This window comes from Clostridiales bacterium (assembly GCA_014799665.1).
Taxonomy (GTDB): domain Bacteria; phylum Bacillota; class Clostridia; order Christensenellales; family Pumilibacteraceae; genus Anaerocaecibacter.
The window spans coordinates 32,767-55,553 of sequence record JAAVHP010000006.1 but is presented as its reverse complement, the minus strand read 5'-3'; the positions used below and the strand labels follow the sequence as shown (position 1 = coordinate 55,553).

The following is a 22,787-nucleotide window of genomic DNA, read 5'->3' as shown; positions in this document are numbered from 1 at the left end:
ATGACCAAAGCGTGGAGGCTGTATGAACGATTACGGCAATTTGAAAAGCGGTACCGATATACGCGGTAGGGCGATAGCGACGGACGGCAAGCCCGCCGTTCTTACCGAAAAAGCCGTTGCCGATATCGCGGCGGCGTTTGCGCTGTGGATTTGCCGCAGAGTGGACAAGCCGCGCCGCAGGATCGCGATCGGGCGCGACAGCCGCATAACGGGCGAGCAGTTCCAAAAAACTATCATTGCCACGCTAAGGTATGCAGGGCTCGAACTTTTCGACTGCGGCATGATAACGACGCCCGCGGCTTTCCTTACCACTCAGCATTCGTCGATTGTTGCCGACGGCGCGATCATGATAACGGCGAGCCACCACCCGATGGATATCAACGGGCTTAAGTTCTTTACCCAAGAAGGCGGCGTCAACTCGAAAGAGCTCGACGAAATAATCGAGCTTGCCAATAACGATCAAAAAATAGCGCCCACAGTGCGTTCTACCATAATTCCTCGCGACTTCTTGCGCGTGTATGCCGATAGTTTGGCGGATACCATACGCAAGGGCACTGGTATGTTCCACCCGTTCAGGAATATGAAGATTGCCGTCGACGCCGGGCACGGCGCGGGCGGGTACTTCGCTACCAAGGTCCTTAAAGGACTTGGCGCGGATATTTCGCCGTCGCAGTTCTTAGAGCCCGACGGAACGTTTCCCGCGCACCCGCCCAACCCCGAAAACGCCGAGGCTATGGAATCGCTCAAAAACCGCGTGCTCGAAACGGGCGCCGACCTTGGTATAATCTTCGACGCGGACGGCGACAGGTGTGCTGTTGTCACTCCCGACGGCACGGAAGTCAATAGATGCAGGCTTATTGCGCTCGCGGCGGCAATGGTATTGCCCGATCACCCCAATGCAACCATCGTAACGGACAGCGTTACTACTGAAGCTTTGCGGCAGTTCATTGAGAGCCGCGGCGGTATTCAAAAGCGGTTTAAGCGCGGCTACCGCAACGTTATCGACGAGGCGAAAAGGCTTTGCGACAGCGGCGTAGACGCACCGCTCGCAATCGAGAGCAGCGGACACGTAGCGTTCAGAGAGCATTTCTTCCTGGACGACGGCGCGTACTTCGTCGTTAAAATTCTCATAACTCTTGCTAATCTCAAAAAGCAGGGTTGCGAGCTTGTCGATCTTATTGCCGATCTCGATACTCCGCTTGAAGAAGGGGATATTCGTCTTAACTTCACTTGTGATGATTGGCGCGAAAAAGCGGAAACCATCATTACGCGGCTTACAGGGCTTTCGGAGAGGTTACTAACCATTTCGGGCGACAACTACGAGGGTGTTCGCGCGTACGTATCGCACGGCGACGGTTACTTTATAGTCAGAACAAGCGTTCACGACCCTGTGCTTCCCATTTACATAGAGAGCAATAAGCGTGGCGGAGCGCATAAGATAGCGAGCTTCCTGTATTCGTTCCTCAACGGCTTTACGGGGCTCGACTGCGCGCCGCTCGAACAGTTCTTGGATGATACTGCTGTCCAAAACGAATACGCGGACGGCGGGGAAGCAATACCCGAGGATGACCTTTTCGGCGGCGAGGCCGAAATCGACGGCGACGCTTACGAGAACGCGGACGGTGATAGCGACGGCGCACAAGACTTTTAATAATAGTTTAGCACAAATATTCTACAGAGAAAATCAACCCATTTAAGGAGATAAATATGACAAACGAAGAACAACTGACCATATCAACCTTGCGTATGTTGTCCGTTGAGCAGATTGAAAAGGCAAAGAGCGGACATCCCGGCATCTGCCTCGGCGCGGCGCCCATGGCGTATACCCTTTTCGCTAAGCACCTCAAACACAATCCCAAGGATCCCAACTTCTTCGATAGGGACAGATTTGTTCTTTCGGCGGGGCACGGTTCGGCGCTACTGTATTCGCTTCTTAACGTTTTCGGCTATGCAACGACTAAGGAAGACCTTATGCGCTTCCGTCAGCACATGAGCAAGACCCCCGGGCATCCCGAATACGGCGTAACGGCGGGCGTAGAGGTTTCGACCGGTCCGCTCGGGCAGGGCATTGCCAACGCCGTAGGCTTCGCGCTTGCCGAGCGTATACTTGCCGCCAAGTTCAATCAGCCCGATTGCACGCTTATCGATCACTATACATACGCACTCTGCGGCGACGGGTGCATGATGGAAGGTATCGAGAACGAAGCCGCTTCGTTCGCGGGCACGCAAAAGCTCGATAAGCTTATCGTTCTTTACGACAGCAACCATATCACGATCGAGGGCAGCACCGACCTTGCGTTCACCGAGGACGTGGGCAAGCGCCACGAAGCGCTCGGCTGGCAGGTCCTGCACGTTCACGACGGCGAGGATATAGACGCCATTTCGGCGGCTATCACGCTCGCCAAGGCGGAAAAGGAAAAACCCTCGCTCATTATCGTAAACACCACTATCGGCTACGGTTCGCCGCTTGCCGGCACGAGCAAGTGCCACGGCGCACCGCTCGGCGGCGATAACGTTAAGGCGTTGCGTAAAACGCTCGGCTACAAGACGGCGGCTTTCGACATCGCGCCGCAGGTGACTAACTATATCGCAACGCTCGCGCCTACGTTCAATAAGTATCAGACCGAATGGAACAAAACGGTCAAAGCCTACAAGACCAAGTATCCCGAACTGTTCGAAACGTTCACGGCTTGGCGCAAGGGCAATATCGATTTCGAAGCGCTCGACAGCATTTACGACAAGCCCGCTAAGAACGAGGCTACCCGCGCGTCGAGCTCGCGTATTCTCAATATAATCGCCGAGCATAACGAGAACGTTATAGGCGGATCCGCCGACCTTGCTACTTCCAACCTCGTCGTTATTAAGGACGGCGGCGACGTGTCGGCGACCGAGAACGGGCGCAATATCCATTTCGGTATTCGCGAGCACGCTATGGGCGCGATATGCAACGGTATGTATTTGCACGGCGGCTTGCTTCCGTTCTGCGCCACGTTTACCGTATTCTCCGATTACATGAAAGCGGCTATCCGTATGAGCGCGATCATGAATATCCCCGTAGTGTACGTTCTGTCGCACGACAGTATAGGCGTGGGCGAGGACGGACCTACGCACCAGCCGATCGAGCAGCTTTCCATGCTGAGATCGATCCCTAATATCAAGGTATTCCGCCCTGCGGACGCCAAAGAGACCGCGGCGGCTTACGAATCGGCGTGGACGGGCAACAGCCCGACGGCTATCGTACTTTCGCGTCAGGAGCTTAAACAGCTCGACTGCACGGGCACGGAAGCGTTGTTCGGCGGCTACGTGGTTGCCGACAGCAAGAAAGAAACGCCCGACGTTATCCTTATTGCGAGCGGCTCGGAGCTTTCGCTTGCAATCGCCGCCAAAGACGAGCTTATCAAGAACGATATCGACGCGCGCGTCGTAAGTATGCCGTGCATGGAGTTGTTCGATATTCAAACGCTTAAATACCGCGAGTCGGTGCTCCCGAGCAATGTTCGCGCTCGCGTTGCAATCGAAGCGGGTAGGTCGATGCCGTGGTTTAAGTATGTAGGTATCGACGGCGAGTGCTGCTGTATCGACGCGTTCGGCATGAGCGCGCCTGCTAACGTTATGTTCGAGGTGTGCGGGTTCAACACGGATAACGTGGTAAAGCTTGCCAAAAAGTCTATACGCAGCGCGTCCAAGATCGGTGCGTTAAGGCAGAGCGAGAGCGATGACGAGTAAATTTTTCGCGTTCCTCGATAGGATGAAACTGATCGACCGCTGGGCGCTCATGCGCAATACCTCGGTCGAGGACGTGGCGCAGCATACCATGCAGGTTGCCATGATCGCTCACGCGCTGTGCGTTATAGAAAACACGGTGTACGGCGGAAAGCTCGACGCTAACCTTGCGGCAGTGCTTGCGCTCTATCACGAGAGCGCCGAGGTCGTAACGGGCGATCTTCCCACGCCCGTCAAGTATTACGACGACGACATCAACCGCGCGTATAAGAACATAGAGCACCGCGCCGAGCAGAAGCTTGTAGACACGCTTCCCAACGAGCTTAGGTCGGCGTTTGCGCCGTTCGTCAAGCCCGATAAGAAATGCGCCGAGTACGCGATTGTGAAACGCGCCGATAAAATGAGCGCGCTCATTAAGTGCGTGGAAGAACTCGCGGTGGGGAATAAAGAGTTCGAAAAGGCGTATGCCGCAACGCTCGACAGTCTTGTCGGTGTGCCCGAGAAATCGGTTAAATATTTCCTCGACGTGTTTATCCCCGCGTATTCCATGAGCTTGGACAGCTTGCTCGATTGACCTACTTCTTTGAAAAGAAGTAGGCAAGAAACCTTTGATGTTGTGTGTTTACTAAGTGAGTATTACTTTGTTACACCCAATCAATTAAGTGTCGTTATCAATTTCTTTACGCCATACTGTTCGGTCATTTTGAGCGTCGGCGAAGAATCTTTTATCTCTAATAATTACTGAGGTCCGTCGTGAGCAAAGTTAAGAGTAAATCTTATAGAATATTCGAACTTATAAGATTGTTTGGCTTGTTGACTTTGGTTTGCGGCGGGCTTTTGTGCTTTGTCGGGTTTTTTGCCGCACGGAATATCATTTCGTATATCGACGGGCTTGGACAGCAAGCCGCAATCGATAGCGGCGTAATTGTTGAGGCGGAAATCGTCGGCGACATACCGACAAGCAGCAAGGGCTCGTCAAAACGACTTTTGAAATACGAATACACCGACGAAAACGGCGTGCGCTATACAGGTTATTGGAATAGGGTCGACTCAGACGAAGTATCCGCGTATATAGGGCATAAAATAGAAATATATATAGACGGAGAGGGTAGCAGTATACCTGTCGGCGATGACCCGGATTTGAGCACAAGCCTGGCATGGTCGATCGTTTTCTCCGTAGTGGTCGGCGTGGGCTTCATCGTCACTGTCGTGGTGTATTGTAAAATATTCGGCGGCATAGCAAAAGCATGGAAAAAGCAACGCTTGGAAGCGGAAAATCCCTCGAATACCGATAATAACGAAAAAATCGAGGACGAACAACACGAAAAAACGGATCAACCGGAAAAAACAGAGCAACCCAGGCAAACGGTTTCTGACAATAAAGGAGATATTACTGTGAAGTTTACTCTTACCTTCGGGAGTCTCGACGCTACAAAGATCAAAAATCCCAGAATCAGGGATATAGAAAAGGCGGTTTTATTTTTGAAAGAAACGCCCGAAACCTTTATGGTTTTGGAACCTCGCGTGCCGATCGATGAGTTTACTTTTATTCAAGCCATGGGCTTCGAGGACGGTAAATGCCACGCGGAAGCGCAACGCCGCGACGGCAAGGTTCTGCGCATATTCGGCACCGACGATATGACCGAGCAAGAACTTCTGACAATATTAAAAGACTTTCTCGGCGGCAAGGTTCCCGACATAAGCGGGTGGAAACATATAGACGATTTTTAATTTAAGATAAAACTAAAAAGAGTGGTTAGGTTTAACCACTCTTTAATATTTTAGTGTAAAAGTTTCTTCCCTTTTTTTCAAAAAATGAAAGAAAAAGCTATTCGGCTCTATTATCGCCTGTGAAGAATAGGGCAACGGTGCCTGGACCCGAATGGCTGCCTATAACGAAGCTGAGCGGCATGATCTTAGGCGTAATGCCGAACTTCTCGGTAATAGCGTCGGCAACAAACTTGGCGTCGTCGAAGCAATCTCCGTGCGTGATATAAACGGTCTCGCTCTCGCGGTTATACCGATCTTCCATCTTTTCTACGAGCATCCTGAGCGACTTAACTCTGCCAGATACTTTCTTAATAGGCACAAGCCTACCGATCTCGTCCACGTGCAATACGGGCTTTATGTTGAGCATATTCCCGAAGAACGCCGAGCCCTTGCTAAGCCGTCCGCCGCGTGCGAGGTATTTAAGGTTATCGACCACGAAATAATGCAGAACGCGGTCGCGCACCTCGTCGGCATAAGTGCACGTCTCCTCGAAGGTCGCGCCGCTCATGCGCTTATCGTTGACGAGCGTAACGAACAACCCTTCGCCGCCCGACGCGCACTTGGAATCGACTACGTAAACCTTGTTTTCATGCGTAGCGTTAAGCTCGTCCGCAACGCGTTTAAAGTTTTCGTAAGTGCCCGACAGAGCGCTGTCGAACGCGAGATACAGTACGTTCTTGCCATCGGATAAAAGATTTTCCAAAAAATCTTTGGCGGTTTGTTCGTTGACCATTGACGTGCTCGTGCGCGCGCCGAGCCGCATAGCATCATAGAACTGATTGAATTTAAGCTGGTTGGCGTCGCTGTCGCCGTACATAACGTCGTTGACGAAATACAGTAATTCGCACGATACGATATCCATTTCGCGTAGCTGCTCTTTGGTAAGATCGCTGGTGCTGTCGGTTGCAATGATGAAGTCCATAATTCCTCTTGAATTTACTTCGTGTATTTTTCGTCTTTCGTTAAAAATAAAATCAATCATTTGTAAATGTTATTGTAGGAAAGCGGGCGAGAGATCTACGGCGCCTGCGCCTTCGAGTTCGAGCACGAACAGCGCGCGTACGTACCCGCGGTCGAACGCCGTCGAGTGGACGTAAAACTGCTTGCCGTAGTAGTACCGCGCCAGCCTATAATACTTAGCATTTGTGTGAAGGGTAATAGCCTTTGCGCCGTTCTCTCTTGCGTACTCGACGGCGGCGTCAAGGAGCGCCGAGCCAAGTCCCGAATTGGAGATCTTGGGGCTTACGCCGAATCGATATATATACCACAAATCGTCGGAAAGCTTTTTGATGCGGATAGCGCCGACCAGCTCGCCGAACCGCTCTACTACGAACACCGCATTATTTCGTATATCGAAAAGGGTGGTGTCGAGCGTTTCTTTGAGCGCTTTTACTTCGTAAGTGACGTGCAGATCCTCTTGATATAAAGAGAACGACTCTTTGGTGACTTTGAGCACGGCGGGGGCGTCCGCCTCGTCCGCGCGGCGTATTGCAAGGAACATCTTAGGTATACTCCTGCGTTTAGCGCATCAATAGGCACATGACCGCTTTTTGCACGTGTAAGCGGTTCTCGGCTTCCTGAAAGATTATCGAGCGCGTGGAGTCGATTACTTCGGTCGTAACTTCCTCGCCTCGGTGCGCGGGCAAGCAGTGCATAAACACCGCGTCCTTGTTTGCGAGCGAGAACACTTTTTCGTTCACCTGATAGGGCATGAGCGCCTTTTCCTTGGCGGGGTCTTTGGCTTGACCCATGGAGAAGAAAACGTCGGTATAGAGCGCGTCCGCGCCAGAAGCCGCTTCTTCGACGTTATCTGTGACGGTCACGTTGCCGAACTTTTGCGCGGCAGCGGTGATTTCTGGATTGGGCTGGAAGCCCTTAGGCGAGCAAATGCAAACGTTCATGCCCGTCTTTGCGCCCGCGAGCATGAGCGAGTGCGCCATGTTATTGCCGTCGCCGAAGTAGGCGAGCTTAATGCCGTTAAGGTGTCCGTAGTTCTCGTACAGCGTGAAAATATCGGCGAGTGCTTGGCAGGGATGGAAGTCGTCGGTAAGTCCGTTTATGACCGAAAAGCTACCGTACTTGGCAAGCTCCTCTACGTCTGACTGCTTAAACGTGCGGATCATAACGCCGTCTATGCCGTAGCGCGACAGCACCTGCGCGGTGTCCTGTATCGTTTCGCCGCGACCGAGCTGAATATCGTTGCTCGATAAAAACAGCGAGTGTCCGCCGAGCTGGTGCATACCCATTTCGAAGGATACGCGCGTGCGTGTAGAAGATTTACTGAATATCATAGCGAGAGTCTTGCCCTTTAAAAGCTCGTGCTTTTTGCCGCGCTTGAACGCGTTTTTGAGCTTGTCCGCAAGATGCAAAATTTCGTAAATGTCTGAAGTCGAATAGTCGAGCAAGTTAAGCAAATGCTTGTGCTCGATCTTGCCTTTTGCTTTATACGATGATACGTCCATAATTCTCCTTAAAATCGGGGTATTTGATTGGTAAATTATTTATATATTATATCATTATTTTTGTTTGATAGCAAGTAAAAACGCGCAATTGACAGGCAATGCGCGCTTTTACTTGCTTCTTTTGGGAAAGAAGTAAGAAAACCTTACTTTGGGTTTGCAATAATATTTTTACAAATTCTATAAATTGGTCGAAGCACAGATTTTATCGAGCGCGTCGATAAGCCCGTCGATCTCCGCCTTGGTAATGGTGAGCGGGGGAATGAGCCTGATCGTGTTATTGCCCGCCACGTTTATGAGATACCCTTGCTCGCGAAGTTTGCCTTCGAACTCATGCGCGTTTATCTTTTCGGAGAGTTGTATGCCGCGCATAAGCCCCTTGCCGCGTATGTCGGTTATAAAGTTGTACTTGGAAAAATGCGCTATTCTTTCGCCGAGATATTCGCCGATTTGAGCCGCTTGATCGAGCAGCCCGTTTTGCAAAATTTCGAGAACCTTGTTCGCAGCCGCGCAGCAAAGCGCGTTGCCGCCGAAGGTCGAGCCGTGATCGCCGAGCGCGAACGCCGTACCGACTTCCTCGGTCGCAAGGCACGCACCCATGGGAAGACCACCTGCAATGCCCTTGGCGAGCGTTATAATATCGGGTTTAATGCCGAAATGCTCGAATGAGAACAGCTTGCCCGTTCTGCCCATGCCCGTTTGTATCTCGTCTACTATAAATAGCACGCCCTTGGACTTGCACAGCGCATAAGCGTTTACAAGAAAATCGTTTGTGAACGGGCGCACGCCGCGTTCGCCCTGTATAGTTTCGAGTATGACCGCACCCACGTCGTCGGTGAGTTTAAGCTTGAAATCGTCGAAATCGTTGTACTTGAACGTGTCGAAGCCTTGGGGCAGGGGTGAATAAACCTCGTGCTGCGAGGGATTACCCGTAACGGTGAGCGTGGCGAGCGTTCTGCCGTGAAACGCGCCGTCCGCATAAAGTATGCGCTTTTGCTTGCCTGCGTTCTTAAAATACCGCCGTGCAAGCTTGATAGCGCACTCGTTCGCTTCCGCACCCGAATTGCAAAGGAACACGCGCGAAAACCCCGAAGCTTCGCATAGATTATGGATATACTCTGATTGAATGTCGGTATAGTAATGGTTGGATACGTGTACGAGCTTGTGCATTTGGTCGCAAACAGCCTTAGTGTACTCGGGGTGGTTGTAGCCCAAAAGATTGCACGCAATGCCCGCCACGAAATCTACGTACTTATTTCCGTTGATATCGTAAACGCAGTTGCCTTCGCCGTGGTCGAGCGCAAGCGAAGTGCGGGAAAATACAGGCATATAGTTTTGCGCTTCGTATTCTTTGATCTTGTTAAAATTCATTGCACACCTTGAAAGAATTGGGAATTATGAATTAGAAATTTCCCCAAATGGGGGTATGAGGTGGTGTCTCGTAGCGACGTCGGGCACTCTTGAATTTATCCGTTTTCTATCATTGTGCCGATACCGCTGTCGGTGAACAGTTCGAGAAGAATAGAGTGGGGGAGTGTGCCGTTAAGCACGAAAACGCTGTTTATGCCGCGCTCGATAGCGTCGATACAGCTGTTCGCCTTGGGCACCATGCCGCCCGAAATAGCGCCCGACTCGATCATCTTTTTAAGTTCGGAAACGTTTATTCGATCGATTTTGGTTTCTGCTTTATCTTTGTCAGTCATTATGCCGTCAATATCGGTAAGGAATAAAAGCTTTTCCGCGTGCATAGCCGCGCCGATAGCCGCCGCCGCAACGTCGGCGTTCACGTTGTAGCTATTGCCTGCGTCGTCGGTTGCAATCGAGGCGATTACGGGAATGAATTCGTCGCGCGCGAGTATTTCCAAAAGCTTGGCGTTGATCTCTGTGATTTTACCTACGTATCCAAGTTTCGGGTCGAGCCGTTCCGCCTTAATAAGCTGCGCGTCCTTGCCGCAAAGCCCGATTGCCTTAACGCCCATGGAATTGAGCTCGCCGACGATATTCTTATTGATCTTCCCGCATAAAGTCATTTGCGCGACTTCCATCGTTTGTTCGTCGGTAACGCGCATACCGTTGACAAACTGAGACTGTATGCCGAGCTTGCCGAGGAGCTTATTGATCTCCGGCCCGCCGCCGTGTACGAGTATGGGATTGACCCCGACGATTTTAAGCGCCGCTATGTCTTGCAGAATAGTGGTTGTTACCGCCTCGTCGTTCATAGCGTTGCCGCCGTACTTAACGACGAGCGTCTTGCCCGAATACTTTCGTATATAGGGCAGCGCCTCGCATATTATCTGTGCGCGTTCGATAGTCGATTTAAAGTTTTCGTTCATGTCTTTTTTGCCTTAACTGAAAAATTACCGAAATTAAATAGGTGAGTGTACGGGCAGTCCCGCCGTTTCGTTTATGCCGAACATAATGTTCATGTTCTGAACAGCTTGTCCCGCCGCACCCTTTAAAAGGTTGTCTATGACGGACACGACGATACCGCGGTTGCCGTCGAACCGCGCCGAGTAAATACAGCGGTTGGTGTGCGCAACGCTCGATATTTCGGGAAGACTATCGCTATATTGTATGAACGTTTCGCCGTGATATGAGCTTTTGAGAACATTTTCCGCCTTTTCGGGATCGGGAGTAGTGAAATACACCGTCGAGAGTATACCGCGCTTGATGGGCAAAAGGTGGGGCGTAAAGAGTACGTCAACGCCTAATTTTTCGCGCATCTCGGGCGCGTGACGGTGGGTGAAAAGTCCATACGCCTTGAAGTTCTCGTCGAGAGTGCAGAACGAATACGCCTCGTCGCTCTTGCGGCCCGCGCCGCTAACGCCGCTCTTGCTGTCCGCAATTATGTTTGCGGCTAAGCCCATCTTGCACAGCGGAAGCATGGGGAGAAGAACGCTAGTAACGTAGCAGCCGGGGTTTGCGACTAGCTTGGCTCCCGCTATTTGTTTGCGATTGACCTCGCACAGCCCGTAGACCGCGAGCTTGTTAAGATCAGGGCGCGGGTGAGTAACGCCATAGGTTGAGTTGTATACGTCGATATCGTCGAACCGATAATCGGCGGAAAGATCGATAACGCGCACGTTCGCATCGATAAGCTTTCCAACTAGCTCCGCGCCCGCTGTTTGCGGTAGGGCAACAAACACCACGTCGCACGATAAGAGCACGGGATCGGTCATATCGGTAAAAGCGAGATCGATCGGCAGCGCGGGAAAGACGTCGCATACGCGCTTGCCTGAGTGCGCTCGGCTTGTTACCGCGACGAGCTCGGCGTAAGGATGCGACGAAATAAGCCGCATGACCTCAGCTCCTGCATAACCGTTTGCGCCGACTATTCCTACTTTGATTTTATCCTTCTTCATGTTACTTCCGTAAAAAATGATAATCTTTATATATTGTAATACTTTACGAAAAAAAATGCAACCGTTATAACATAATACCGAACATTTATTCGACGCTTTGTAAATGTTACTTATTGTCGCATAATAAAATACTCGATTACTTTTATCTCGCGAAAGGGGAATAAGATTACTTTGTCAGAGGAAGTAGTTATTATTTAGTAAAACAATATTTGGTATACAGCCGACACTAAAATCAACAATATAATGCGCATTTCAATGAATCTCTAAAACCTTACTCCCAAATCCCTCCCAATGAAAAAATACCTTTGGGAGGGATTTTTTGAATGACGGACTATCTGTCCGTTTTTGCACTAAAAGTGTACATATAATTCGCACATTGACACGTCAAAATTCGGTGAACTCCCAATAGTATCTTTACAAATGAAAACTAAAATGATATACTTATTATAATCTTAACTTATAGGATACAAAGAATATGAAACTTACACAAATTGATATATTAAAATACAAGTCAATCAAGGAAAAGATGTCTATCATCATAGATAATGATAGGATTGTAACACTGATAGGCAAGAATGGCAGCGGTAAGACAAATGTTTTGGAAGCGATAAAATATGCCTTATCAAGGAATCGATTTTATGGAAGTGATAAAATTGAATGCGATATTAAATATCATATTGAACTCGATGATGGCGAAATAGATAATTATTTTGAACATATTCAGGCTGAGCAAAAGACAAAAGAAATAATAGTTGAATTTAACGGTAGTTATCCGGAAATTCGATCAGTACAAGCTCCAATAATTGAATATGATGCTAGCTGTTTTAAGGTTAGATTGGAATCAGTGGTGAATGATTTTAGCATTGCAGCCCAAAAATATTTAAAAGCGTTGAAAACAATAGAATCATCTGATAGTTACTTTGGGGAATACTTGGATTTATAGGTGGAGGAAGATAACAAAGGACGAATTTTTCAATTGAAAAAATACCATATTGATAATATTGAAAACGATATTAAACATCAAATAAAACACATGCAGGACTATATCACCCATCTTTTCAATAATGGTAGAATTATATTAAATCAACATGATCATCCTTATTCTTTAAATCATATGTTATGGAAAATCCATTTTTATAGAATACCAATTGATGAGAAAATTAAGATTAGCCCGATAGTAGCAAGTAGTTTGGGAATTACGAAAAAGAAGCTTGATAGTGCTAATGAAAAGTTAAACAATAAGTTAGCTGAAATTAATCAAATACTAGAAAATGAGTATCAAGAAATACAAATACTGCTTGATGAGTTTGAAAAAATAAAGAAAGAAATGACAGCTATATTTGATGCAAAAATAGACGCGCATTATAGTCGAGAAGAGTATATTAACGAACAGTTTCAGTCTATTGTCGATAAGATGAGGAATGTTGTATTTAATAATTGTTATTTCTTAGATAATGAAAATTCTTTACTATTCTTCCATTCTAATGATAGAGAGTATAGAAGGGATTACATAAATGAGCAGTATTTAAATTCACGAAATCCCATTATTGAGGCATTTGATACATTTTTACATAATAGTGGAGTGCTAAATTTGGATTTAAGCTTTACACAAAAAGATAAGTTAACCGAACAACAAATAAAGAAATCAATAAGAGCGCTTAATACTGAATTCTTACCCGGTATTGTGCCGAATTTTGATGACTCAGAAATCGTAAAGTTTTCAGTTGATTATAATAACGGCAATTTTAGTCTGTATGTCCATGAAAAGAATGGGGATACAGTCTCTTTGTCTAATACAAGCTTAGGACGGAGATGGTATCTTACATATCAATTTGTTAAAGCGTTGCTAAAGCCGGGGGATATGTTGTTTATTGATGAGCCTGCGACATTTTTACATCCTCAAGCACAAGTTGAATTCAAACAGGAACTAAATAAGTTATCAAAGGATGGGGTTTACATTTTCTATTCTACGCATAGTCCCTATATGATTCCCGAGGATTGGGGACAAGTGTATAATGTAGTAATGACTGAGCATGGTACAGAAATATTCAAGTTTGACTCAGGTGATGATTTGTGCAAAACTATAAAAGAGGAATTGGGCGCAACAAATGCGGCGAACATCTTATTTAATTTAGAAAAAACGGTGCTGTTGGTAGAGGGCGTTGCAGATATGGCATGTATTGAAAAATTCGCAGAGGTGCTAAAATATAATATAAGCGAATATAAAATACTTCCATGTAATGGTTCTCCAATTCTTGATGTGACATACTTGTGTATTCAGCAGGGTATAAAATTTAAGGCATTATTGGATTTGGATAATAAGAGCAAACCACAAAAATGGTTAAATAAAAAGTATGGCTATAATGAGTATTTAAAGATTTTTGAAACTAATAAAAATTGTGTCTTTACGCTGCCCATTAGAAACCAAAAAAGTTTGGAAGACTGCTTTCATGAAAATGATAATATAAGGTATTTCTTTGATTATATATGGCAAGATAAAAGTGGCGTTCAGCATGTTGAACGAAAAATTAATAAAAACAAAATCAAAAAAGCTACGAAATTTGAAGATGAAACCAAAAATAATTTTGAACAGTTGTTCAAAGATTTACGCATTCCTAAACTTGACGATGTAAATAGTTAGTGTTATAATAAATGCACATTCATAAGTTGCCGAGTCATCATTCTATCGGAGGTGACATTATGAATGAAGTCAAGAAACTGAATAAGAAGTTGGTTGCCAAGAACATTAGGCGTATGATTTCTGAGTCTGACTACACGATAGAGTCTATCGCGGCGGACTTAGAGATATCTGATAGGCTAGTATATTATTGGCTTAGCGGCAAGCGCACACCTGCGCTCGAAAATGTTTACGGCTTATCCCAATTGTTCAACGTTTCGATGGAAAGCATTCTCGCTTGAGAGTGCTTTTTCATTTTGAACCGATGTTCATTACGAAATCTTATTAGTGATGATATAATGTATTTACATTAAGGAGGTGTTATAATGTCAAAACACAATTTATCAGTATTATGGGATAAAGTTTTCCCAAATCAAAGAGAAGTCTATGACTATGCCGGTAGGAGAATGGTGCGTTCGGCTATCGGTAATCCAAACAGCAGCTGTTGTCCCACAATAGATCATATCCGTCCGATATCGCAGGGCGGAAAGGATTGCCTTGAAAACATAGTTATTTGCAATCGCATAACCAATCAAGAAAAAGCAGATTCGTTTCCAAATTGGTCTGCAAATGGTAAACGATTCCAAGCAAAACGTGTTCGTGGAACATCGGACGAATATGACATTTATCAATTGGATTAAGGAGAGAGAATATGAGTAAAGGTCGTGGAGTATCGGGATACACGCACACGCAACGACAGTTGGACGATTATGCAAATCAGCATAACCCCAACAATCATGCGTACTGGGATAATTTGGATAATCATTCAAATCAGTGTAATCCAAACAACAATGAGTATTGGCGTAGCAGTAGTAATGAATATGATACCGAGGATTAATTATAGACATCAAATAGAGAAACGACTGTTTTGAAATATTCGATAACGTTTTTTATGATAATAACAAGATTGTTTTACACATCAAGATTATTAAAACTACAATTTTAAAAGCCTAGTTTTATACCCTTAATTTTATAGCAAAAGTGTCGTAGTAGTATTTCATGCAAAGAAATAAATGTGATATAACCATGTGTCTACAATTAACTCATTGTGATTTTGGAAATGATATGCTAAAAATACCATATGAAAAAGCATTTTAGGAATAAATAATAAATAAAAATATTGACAACATCATTATTTTGATTTATAATATGAATATGAATATAGAGCAAGAGATAAAAATACTGTGTGTAAAAAATGATATGTCTTTAGCCCAATTAGCGAAAAGACTAAATATGACTCCGCAAGCATTCAATCAAAAATTAAAACGTGGGACATTTTCGTTAGATGATTTAAAGTCTATTGCAATGGTTTCTAATTGTATGTTAGAATGCGCATTTGTCTTTGCAAATGGGGACAGAATAGAACTTTAGGGAGTGGTTATGATTAAGTATATAGAAGGCGATATTTTTAGTTCACCCGCACAAGTAATTGTGAACACAGTTAACACTGTTGGCGTTATGGGAAAAGGATTAGCCTTGGAATTTAAACAGAGATATCCCAATATGTTTGAAACATATAAGAGAATATGTGAAAAACATCAATTTTCTATTGGGAGATTAATGTTGGTATATGAACCAGACCACTGGATTTTACTGTTTCCAACAAAACAAAATTGGAGATATCCATCAAAGTTAGAATATATAGAAAGTGGGCTTATAAAATTCACGCGAACATATGTTGAAAAAAATATATCATCCATTGCCTTTCCAAGATTGGGTTGCGGAAATGGAGAATTAGAATGGGATCAAGTAAAAGCTTTAATGGAAAAGTACTTGAAACCTTTGCCAATTGATGTCTATATTTATGTGAAGCCGTTTGAAGTATTGCCGGAACATAAAGCGATAATTTCAACTTTGGAGTGGTTGAGAAAAAACGCGAAAGATATGTCGTATGACGGTGTAAAAGATGATATAACTTATAATTCTGCAATGTTGCCTATAAGTTTAAGTATAGATGATGAGAAATGGTCAGCTGTTTTTAAAGATGACTTAGTTTTTAACAATAGTAAAGATGAACATGTAGTTTTAACGAACGATGAATGCTATAATATTTGGGATAGTGCTCGTAGATCCAACTTATTCATTGCTCAAAATCAAAAAGAAGAATTATTTTTTTGCTTGTTGTTAAATCTTGGGTATGTAACAAAAATCAAAATTTTAGAAGGGAGCGGATCACAATTTGCATATCAATTAAACAATGGTATAGGAAGAGCATTTACAATTAGGGGGAAATTGTGATGACATTTCAAGAAATTATTGATTACAACGCTAAAACATATTGTGTTGAAAGATCTTGGTGGCCGCGCTTTGCCTATCATTTTACAGATATCACAAACATAGTTAAAATACTAGATTGCGGGTTTCTGTATAGCAGAAAAAGTAGTCAAAAAAATAATTTAATGCAAAACGATAATGCTAGTCGCCAAGTTATTGATATGACTTCTCCAGATGTGTTGAATTATGTTAGATTTTACTTCAGACCGCTTACCCCCACACAATACAATAATGAAGGCTATAAGCATCCCGCTCTTCGGTTTGACCATAGCATAAACGCAAATGTTCCGGTGCCGGTGTTTTTACTTTTTGATTTGCAAACCATATTACAAGATAATAATACTCGGTTCTCAGAGAAATCACAGGCTGGATATAGTGCAGCCAGATTGCTTTCGGGACCGGATGATTTTTCGAAACTGAATTTCGCTAAAATTTATGAAGTTGGAAGAATGGATAATAGGGATGAGGATGTTAAGTATCGGCAAGCGGAAATTTTATATCCCGAAAGTTATCCAATTAGGAATAGCTTAAAATATATTATTTGTAGAAATGAAGTTGAACGAAGAACATTGTTAAAACTGTTAAAAGCCAGAAACAATAAAACCTATGCCGAATATAAAGAAAAAATAAGAGTGAATTCTAAGGATCTTTTTGAAAATAACGGGCTTTTTGTTAATTCTGTTAATTATTATAAAGGACAATTAGAAATAACATTTAACCAGAACAGAGAAAGAGCGCATTTTTGTCAGAGGCAAAAAATGCGCAACGGCGAAGAAAATCTGCAACCGATACCGTGTAAGTTAAATTTGAAATGGGTAAAATCTAAAGATGTTATAGTTTATGAGACTGATGAGACTGCTATGCTTGATTATGAGCATATAGGTAGTATATCTTGCAATTTACCTACATACGAGAATGCTAAATGGTTGGAAGTGAATTTGTTCTTAGACAATAATATTATGTGCTCTTATGATTTTGATTTAAAAGATTGTGATATTTTTTAGTACTGCATTCAATTATCAAGGAGATGCTAATGAGAATTTATAACATCGATGAACAAAGGCAAGATGTGAAATCGTATTTGATCAAATGTTTGTCATCTAACAACATAAGTTTTTTGTTGGGGGCAGGGTTTAGTGCACCATTTTTAAGAGTTCTAGATGGCTTTGAAGAACGATTAACTGATGCGATTGAAAGTGGAGATATAAAACAAAAGGCATTATTGGAAAAAGAGTTTTTTAATAATAGTATTTTGCCGATTCTTGACCCAAAAGAGTTAGATACTAATATGAAATATCGTGATAGTTTTTTAAATTCGATCAAAAATATTTTAGAGAAAAGGCATAGTTCGGTTTTACATAAAATGTTTAATATATTTACCACAAATTATGATATTCTTGTTGAACAATCATTGGAACGCAACGCAATAGAATACTCAGATGGTTTTTCAGGACGGCTTAATCCGTTGTATTCTACAACGAATTTTGGAAGAGTTATAAAAAAGACGAGCGCAATAGCTCACAAATCAACAGAAATAGTAACTGCAAACTTGCTAAAACTACATGGTTCATTGAATTGGACACAAACAAACGATGACATTATTTTTGAGAATTATATGCAGAAGATTGAGCGCGTCAGAAAGTTCTTACAAAATGACGATGAGTTTATGCGCGCTTATGAAAAAGAGTTTTTGATTATCAACCCTAATAAGGAAAAATTCAACACTACGGTTTTAAATGCTAACTATTATGATCAATTAAGAATTTTTGGAAATGAGCTTGAACAAAGAAATGCTTTATTGTTAGTTTACGGATTTTCGTTTAATGATGAGCATATTAGAACAATAGTAGAAAGAGCTTTAATTAATCCAACTTTAACAGTCGTTATATTTGCATTTAGAAAATGGGATGAAGACGCATATAAAGAGAAGTTTGACAACTATCATAATGTCGTTGTATTGCGTAATAATGGTGAATTAAATATTGAAAAAGTCTCACAGTTTTTCAGGGAGATTGACAATGATATTGAATGACATATTGAAAATAGGTGAAGTAAGAGAAGTTTATGGACATAAAATAAAGGTTGGCATTTATAGCGAAAAAAATGTCGAATACTTAAATTATGATGGAATACCTATTAAAAATGTTGGCATAGGTAGTTTTATCATTATTAGGAAAGGTTTTTTGAATATAATAGGAAAGGTTGATGGAGAATTTATAACTGCTACATCTTTAGAAAGTGGTTATGCAGAAAAAGGACGCGGTATAGCACGGACATTAGATGTATCTATTTTGGGTCATTTAGAAAATGAACAATTTATATTTGGAGTAATTGAGCTTCCGTTAATAGGCAACTTTGTCTACATTATAGATGATGAACTGCAAAAGAATATTTTGGATCATCATTCGCAGTTTGCATTAAATTTAGGTTCTTTAATAGAATATGATAATTATCCGTTTAAATTGGATTTGCAAGAATTGATATGTAGTCATATTGGGATATTCGGAAATACCGGAAGTGGGAAGTCAAATACTTTAGCCAAGATATATACTGAACTTTTTAAGGTGCATTCAAATAATCAGCAGTTTAAAGACAATTCGTCCTTTGTCTTTTTTGATCTAAATGGGGAATATAGAAATACGTTTCCCGATGCTCATTACTATGAGTTGAATACAATTGCAAATGAAAAATATCAATTAGATGAAAGATATTTAACTGATATTGAATTTTGGTCAGTTGTTCTTCAGGCTTCTGAAAAAACACAAAAGCCGTTTTTAAATGAGTGTATTAAAAATTATGAAAAATGTAAGCAATCGCTTGATTTTTTTACTCTGGAAAAATTAAGTGAGCTTGTTTTTAATAGTCAGAAGAATTACGGTGAAATTAGATCGTTTATAATTCATATTTTTTCTTGCCTGGGTTTTGAAGATGAAATTATATCATTTGATGACAATATTAGTATTGAGTATAAGAAATTTATAAGTAATACGCGTGGAACTTTAAATTATTTGACAACTTATACTGAATTATTTGATGATATGGATGACAAAGTTATTTCTATAGGTCATCTAGATGATATTCGTATTTTTTCTTTAATCGTTTATTATACATATTGTCAAGAATTAAATAAAGGGAAGATTGCGGCTCAAAATATCATTCAATTATTTAACCGTATGGATAAAATTATATCTGAATTAGGAAATATATTTGAGTTTAAGCGCGATTGTCCTAATGAACATCTTGTTGTTATATCATTATTTAATTTGAATGCTGAGTTAAAGAAGTTAGTGACTTATATAATATGTAGAGATAAATATGAGAGTCATAAAAAGCATCGTGGAAACAATCGGTTGCAGTCGTCTCTTCATATAATTATTGAAGAAGCTCATAATATTTTATCATATGGATCAGCGCGCGAGAGTGAGGAGTGGAAGAATACACGTTTAGAAACGTTTGAAGAAATTATTAAAGAAGGTAGAAAGTTTGGAGTATTTTTGACTATTGCTAGTCAAAGGCCGTCGGATATTTCAGAAACGATTATCTCACAGTTGCATAACTTTTTTGTCCATCGCTTAGTGAATGCTGAAGATTTAAAACGGATTTATAAGTCTGTAGCATTTTCTGATTCCGTTTCTAATAATATGATTCCCATTTTACCTGCCGGTGGTTGTTTATTTTCAGGCATTGCTGCTAATTTTCCATTATTAGCAAAAATTGATTGTTTAGATCAATCTATTGCGCCTAATAGCTCTAACGTTGATTTAATAGATATTTGGGGATTGAAATAAATATAGTATGGATTTTAACGCAAAAGAATTTATAACACAGCTTGGTTTGTTTTGGGGACAGTTGTTTACTTACAATCATACACTTATGAAGCATTCTGAAGACGAAACGCAATTTGGTTCGGAATCATTTACTGATATTATAGATTTCTATTTAACATCGCAAGCACAGTGTTTTATAAAAGATTTTCTTTTGCAGCATATCGGTAGTATGGGAATGCTTCTTACCGCACGTTGTTTTCTCGAAGGCTTAGCATTAAAACGTATGTATGAAAAAGGCAAGATAAGCGATTTGCAAATTGAATTGTTACGCCACCAAGTACATATTATCGAATACAATTATTATAAAGAGTTTGATGACATAGCCGATAAAATTTTACTTCCTGAAAAGTTAGAAAAAGACAAAGATGATGCTATAAAATTTTTTCAAGAAAAACTCTCTGGCAAATACAGCGAAAAGCTCATAAATGACATTACCAAAACTAACAAACCGTTCTTATGCGATCCTCATACAAATTTTAGAAAATTAGTCGGAGAAAATTTAGGCGAAGAATATGCCAAGATCTATGGGCTATACAGTCAGGCAATTCATCCTTCGGTTAACGATTTCTATATGAATGAAGGTATATGGCAAACGATACCCAAAATATTGCTTCTCATAATGGAAGAATACAAGTCATTACCGCAATCGCAACTTACTTTTAATCTTTATAGCGCATCTATATACGCATCGGATATAGCGAGAAGATATGAGGATTTAGTTCGTCAAGAATGTAAAATTCTAATAGACATAAGCAATGTGTTTAATAGTTTCTTTGATAAGAACTATACCTCGGACACATTGATGAGTATAAATCTTTTAATGAGTGAGATGTGCACAGATAAGTTACTCGGATTATGTGAACAAGTGAAGTCTAAATGGAAGATTGCATTAGATATGTTCTCATCGTTTTATAAATGCTATATAACATACTTCCCACACGAAGAACATTTTAAGCTTCTTGAAGAACATGAGCGTGTACAAATTAGGCGAAATCTAGGACAAGATTTCTCCACCGCATGCGCTTATAATTTCTATAAAACCCTTTATCCAAACGGCGTAAGCAAAGAAACATTTGAAAGGAGTTTTCTAACAATTAGCGGCTATACTGTTGATGAAAAAGGGAAAACTAAAAATCTTACAAATATAGTTAAAGATTTTATCACTAAGTTTGCTAATCCAAACGCTGAGGTTTCGTTTGATAGAAGTATGCTTTTAGATTATGTAGAAAGTCAAATGCTTTCTCATGCCAATGGATATATGTGGTATGCCAATCGTGGCGCTTGGGGTGAAGTAAACAATTTGATTATCGGTATGGATATGTGTTTGATGTTCATATTAGAATCAATTCTTGCTATCTTTAACGCGCACAAAGTTGTTGAAGAAACTAAATACTATAAAACCATTATCAATATTGTTAGAAATAGTATCAAAAGAATTAGGACAATTTATGACGAAAAAATAAAATTATTGAGCATTCCGAGTGTGGTGATATAATCATATCATTAATTTAAACTTAATCTGAAATGTTTTTAAAGAAACAAAGTTAATAACTTTTGTCATAATATCTAAACGAGATAGCGAAATGTTGTTCCGATGAATCGCAATATTATTTTATTAAAGTGTTCAAAAATGTTTTGTAGGATGATAAAAAATGTATTGATTTATATATTAGGATTTGATATAATTATATGGAGCGGAAATTTATGTGTCTTAATTGCAGATGCAACTATTAGTGATGTGTGCTTTTAAGTAGTAACTATAACAAAGGTGGTCAAAACATATGACTAAGGAAGAATTTTTAGAAGCAAGAAGCAATGATAAATATTTGATACCTCGCAAAACGCGTGATGAATGTGAAATTCGACTATTTTTAAGAGAGGTTAATTTTCATTGCCCATTGTGTGGGAAAGAATTGCAATATCAGAAACAGAAAAAACCGGCAGCAAAACTATTTGAGATCGCACATATTTTTCCGAATAGCCCCACTAAACAGCAATATGAAGAGTTATTTGGGGAAGAGCGGCTTGGGGAGAATTCGGAAAGTTTTGAAAATAGAATAGCGTTATGTAAAGATTGCCATGAAACTCAAGACTATCATACGACGAAAGAAGATTATAAAAAATTATTAAATAAGAAACGAGAGTTATTGCGAGCAACCGCTCTACATGATGTTACTCAAACGCTTGGATTGGAAACGGAAATTGAGATAATAATCAATAAGGTTTCTTGCATATCCGATGTCGGTATTAAGGGTATTAATTATAAGCCAGTTCCACTGGCAAATAAATTTTATGAGAATGAACTATCATTGAAAGTTAAGGTTGCTGGATATGTTAATTGTTATTATACATATATAAGAGAGCTTTTTAGAAATATTGACGGAAAGAATGGGTTTGTTTTTTCTGTATTATGTAAACAAATCAAATCGTGTTTTGAGAAGATGGAAGCTGTAACCCAAGATAAAAGCGAAATCTTCAATCACATGGTTGATTGGTTGCTTCGAGAAACACAAACAAGTTCTCGAGAGGCTGGTGAAATTGTAGTATCATTTTTTATTCAGAATTGTGAGGTGTTTCGTGAAATTGCCTAATAAAATTGTAAGTTATAATGAAAGTATAATAGGAAAATTTATTCCAATTATAGTTGAAATTCGAAGATTTGATATGACCATATTTTCTTTGTATAAAAAAACAA

At 41.6% G+C, this 22,787-nt stretch carries 22 protein-coding genes; 16 read left to right on the top strand and 6 right to left on the bottom strand.

Features of this window, described 5'->3' with window-relative positions; all coding sequences use genetic code 11:
* Positions 1 to 22 precede the first annotated feature (22 nt).
* The 4 genes from HDT28_02510 to HDT28_02495 all read left to right on the top strand — a co-directional run bounded on the left by HDT28_02510 (position 23) and on the right by HDT28_02495 (position 5,454).
* A complete protein-coding gene (locus tag HDT28_02510; GenBank protein ID MBD5131454.1) occupies positions 23 to 1,651 on the top strand; it encodes a phosphomannomutase/phosphoglucomutase in 1,629 nt (542 codons plus the stop codon).
* A 56-nt stretch (positions 1,652 to 1,707) separates the two neighbouring features.
* Positions 1,708 to 3,726: a transketolase gene (gene tkt / locus HDT28_02505; protein ID MBD5131453.1), complete on the top strand. Its 2,019-nt coding sequence runs from the start codon at positions 1,708 to 1,710 to the stop codon at positions 3,724 to 3,726.
* Positions 3,716 to 4,297, top strand: a complete 582-nt coding sequence (gene yfbR, locus HDT28_02500) for a 5'-deoxynucleotidase (GenBank protein ID MBD5131452.1) — start codon at positions 3,716 to 3,718, stop codon at positions 4,295 to 4,297. The genes tkt and yfbR overlap by 11 nt, the downstream gene beginning before the upstream one ends.
* A gap of 236 nt (positions 4,298 to 4,533) precedes the next feature.
* Positions 4,534 to 5,454 carry a hypothetical protein gene (locus HDT28_02495; GenBank protein MBD5131451.1) on the top strand — a complete coding sequence of 307 codons (921 nt, stop codon included), beginning with the start codon at positions 4,534 to 4,536 and terminating at the stop codon, positions 5,452 to 5,454.
* A gap of 97 nt (positions 5,455 to 5,551) precedes the next feature.
* Here HDT28_02495 and HDT28_02490 read toward each other — a convergent pair whose 3' ends face one another.
* The 6 genes from HDT28_02490 to HDT28_02465 form a co-directional block, all read right to left on the bottom strand.
* The gene (locus HDT28_02490; GenBank protein ID MBD5131450.1) at positions 5,552 to 6,415 is read right to left on the bottom strand and encodes a DegV family protein; all 864 of its coding nucleotides are present in this window, start codon (positions 6,413 to 6,415) and stop codon (positions 5,552 to 5,554) included.
* 69 nt (positions 6,416 to 6,484) lie between these two features.
* Positions 6,485 to 6,994 carry a GNAT family N-acetyltransferase gene (locus HDT28_02485; GenBank protein ID MBD5131449.1) on the bottom strand — a complete coding sequence of 170 codons (510 nt, stop codon included), beginning with the start codon at positions 6,992 to 6,994 and terminating at the stop codon, positions 6,485 to 6,487.
* Positions 6,995 to 7,013: 19 nt separating this feature from the next.
* Entirely contained in the window at positions 7,014 to 7,955 is a 942-nt protein-coding gene (gene argF, locus HDT28_02480) for an ornithine carbamoyltransferase (protein MBD5131448.1), read from the bottom strand.
* A 177-nt stretch (positions 7,956 to 8,132) separates the two neighbouring features.
* Positions 8,133 to 9,323, bottom strand: coding sequence for an aspartate aminotransferase family protein (locus HDT28_02475; protein ID MBD5131447.1), 1,191 nt, complete (start codon positions 9,321 to 9,323; stop codon positions 8,133 to 8,135).
* Positions 9,324 to 9,418: 95 nt separating this feature from the next.
* Complete coding sequence (argB, locus tag HDT28_02470; GenBank protein MBD5131446.1) at positions 9,419 to 10,285, bottom strand: acetylglutamate kinase; 867 nt, start codon at positions 10,283 to 10,285, stop codon at positions 9,419 to 9,421.
* 33 nt (positions 10,286 to 10,318) lie between these two features.
* Positions 10,319 to 11,314, bottom strand: a complete 996-nt coding sequence (locus HDT28_02465; GenBank protein MBD5131445.1) for an N-acetyl-gamma-glutamyl-phosphate reductase — start codon at positions 11,312 to 11,314, stop codon at positions 10,319 to 10,321.
* 475 nt (positions 11,315 to 11,789) lie between these two features.
* Here HDT28_02465 and HDT28_02460 point away from each other — a divergent pair, with 475 nt between their 5' ends.
* The 12 genes from HDT28_02460 to HDT28_02405 all read left to right on the top strand — a co-directional run bounded on the left by HDT28_02460 (position 11,790) and on the right by HDT28_02405 (position 22,683).
* Entirely contained in the window at positions 11,790 to 12,257 is a 468-nt protein-coding gene (locus HDT28_02460; GenBank protein MBD5131444.1) for an ATP-binding protein, read from the top strand.
* A complete protein-coding gene (locus tag HDT28_02455) occupies positions 12,258 to 13,955 on the top strand; it encodes an AAA family ATPase (protein MBD5131443.1) in 1,698 nt (565 codons plus the stop codon).
* 59 nt (positions 13,956 to 14,014) lie between these two features.
* Positions 14,015 to 14,233 carry a helix-turn-helix transcriptional regulator gene (locus HDT28_02450; GenBank protein ID MBD5131442.1) on the top strand — a complete coding sequence of 73 codons (219 nt, stop codon included), beginning with the start codon at positions 14,015 to 14,017 and terminating at the stop codon, positions 14,231 to 14,233.
* 84 nt (positions 14,234 to 14,317) lie between these two features.
* Entirely contained in the window at positions 14,318 to 14,632 is a 315-nt protein-coding gene (locus tag HDT28_02445) for a hypothetical protein (protein MBD5131441.1), read from the top strand.
* A gap of 11 nt (positions 14,633 to 14,643) precedes the next feature.
* Entirely contained in the window at positions 14,644 to 14,829 is a 186-nt protein-coding gene (locus HDT28_02440; GenBank protein MBD5131440.1) for a hypothetical protein, read from the top strand.
* Positions 14,830 to 15,146: 317 nt separating this feature from the next.
* Positions 15,147 to 15,362 (top strand): XRE family transcriptional regulator, encoded by a 216-nt coding sequence (locus HDT28_02435; GenBank protein MBD5131439.1) that lies wholly within the window; start codon positions 15,147 to 15,149, stop codon positions 15,360 to 15,362.
* A 9-nt stretch (positions 15,363 to 15,371) separates the two neighbouring features.
* Complete coding sequence (locus HDT28_02430; protein MBD5131438.1) at positions 15,372 to 16,229, top strand: macro domain-containing protein; 858 nt, start codon at positions 15,372 to 15,374, stop codon at positions 16,227 to 16,229.
* A complete protein-coding gene (locus HDT28_02425; GenBank protein ID MBD5131437.1) occupies positions 16,229 to 17,269 on the top strand; it encodes a DUF4433 domain-containing protein in 1,041 nt (346 codons plus the stop codon). Before HDT28_02430 ends, HDT28_02425 begins: the two co-directional genes overlap by 1 nt.
* Positions 17,270 to 17,298: 29 nt before the next feature.
* A complete protein-coding gene (locus tag HDT28_02420; protein ID MBD5131436.1) occupies positions 17,299 to 18,297 on the top strand; it encodes a hypothetical protein in 999 nt (332 codons plus the stop codon).
* Positions 18,284 to 20,053 carry an ATP-binding protein gene (locus HDT28_02415; GenBank protein ID MBD5131435.1) on the top strand — a complete coding sequence of 590 codons (1,770 nt, stop codon included), beginning with the start codon at positions 18,284 to 18,286 and terminating at the stop codon, positions 20,051 to 20,053. Before HDT28_02420 ends, HDT28_02415 begins: the two co-directional genes overlap by 14 nt.
* Before the next feature lie 7 nt (positions 20,054 to 20,060).
* Complete coding sequence (locus tag HDT28_02410; GenBank protein ID MBD5131434.1) at positions 20,061 to 21,587, top strand: hypothetical protein; 1,527 nt, start codon at positions 20,061 to 20,063, stop codon at positions 21,585 to 21,587.
* Between the two features lie 286 nt (positions 21,588 to 21,873).
* Complete coding sequence (locus HDT28_02405; GenBank protein ID MBD5131433.1) at positions 21,874 to 22,683, top strand: hypothetical protein; 810 nt, start codon at positions 21,874 to 21,876, stop codon at positions 22,681 to 22,683.
* Positions 22,684 to 22,787 lie beyond the last annotated feature (104 nt).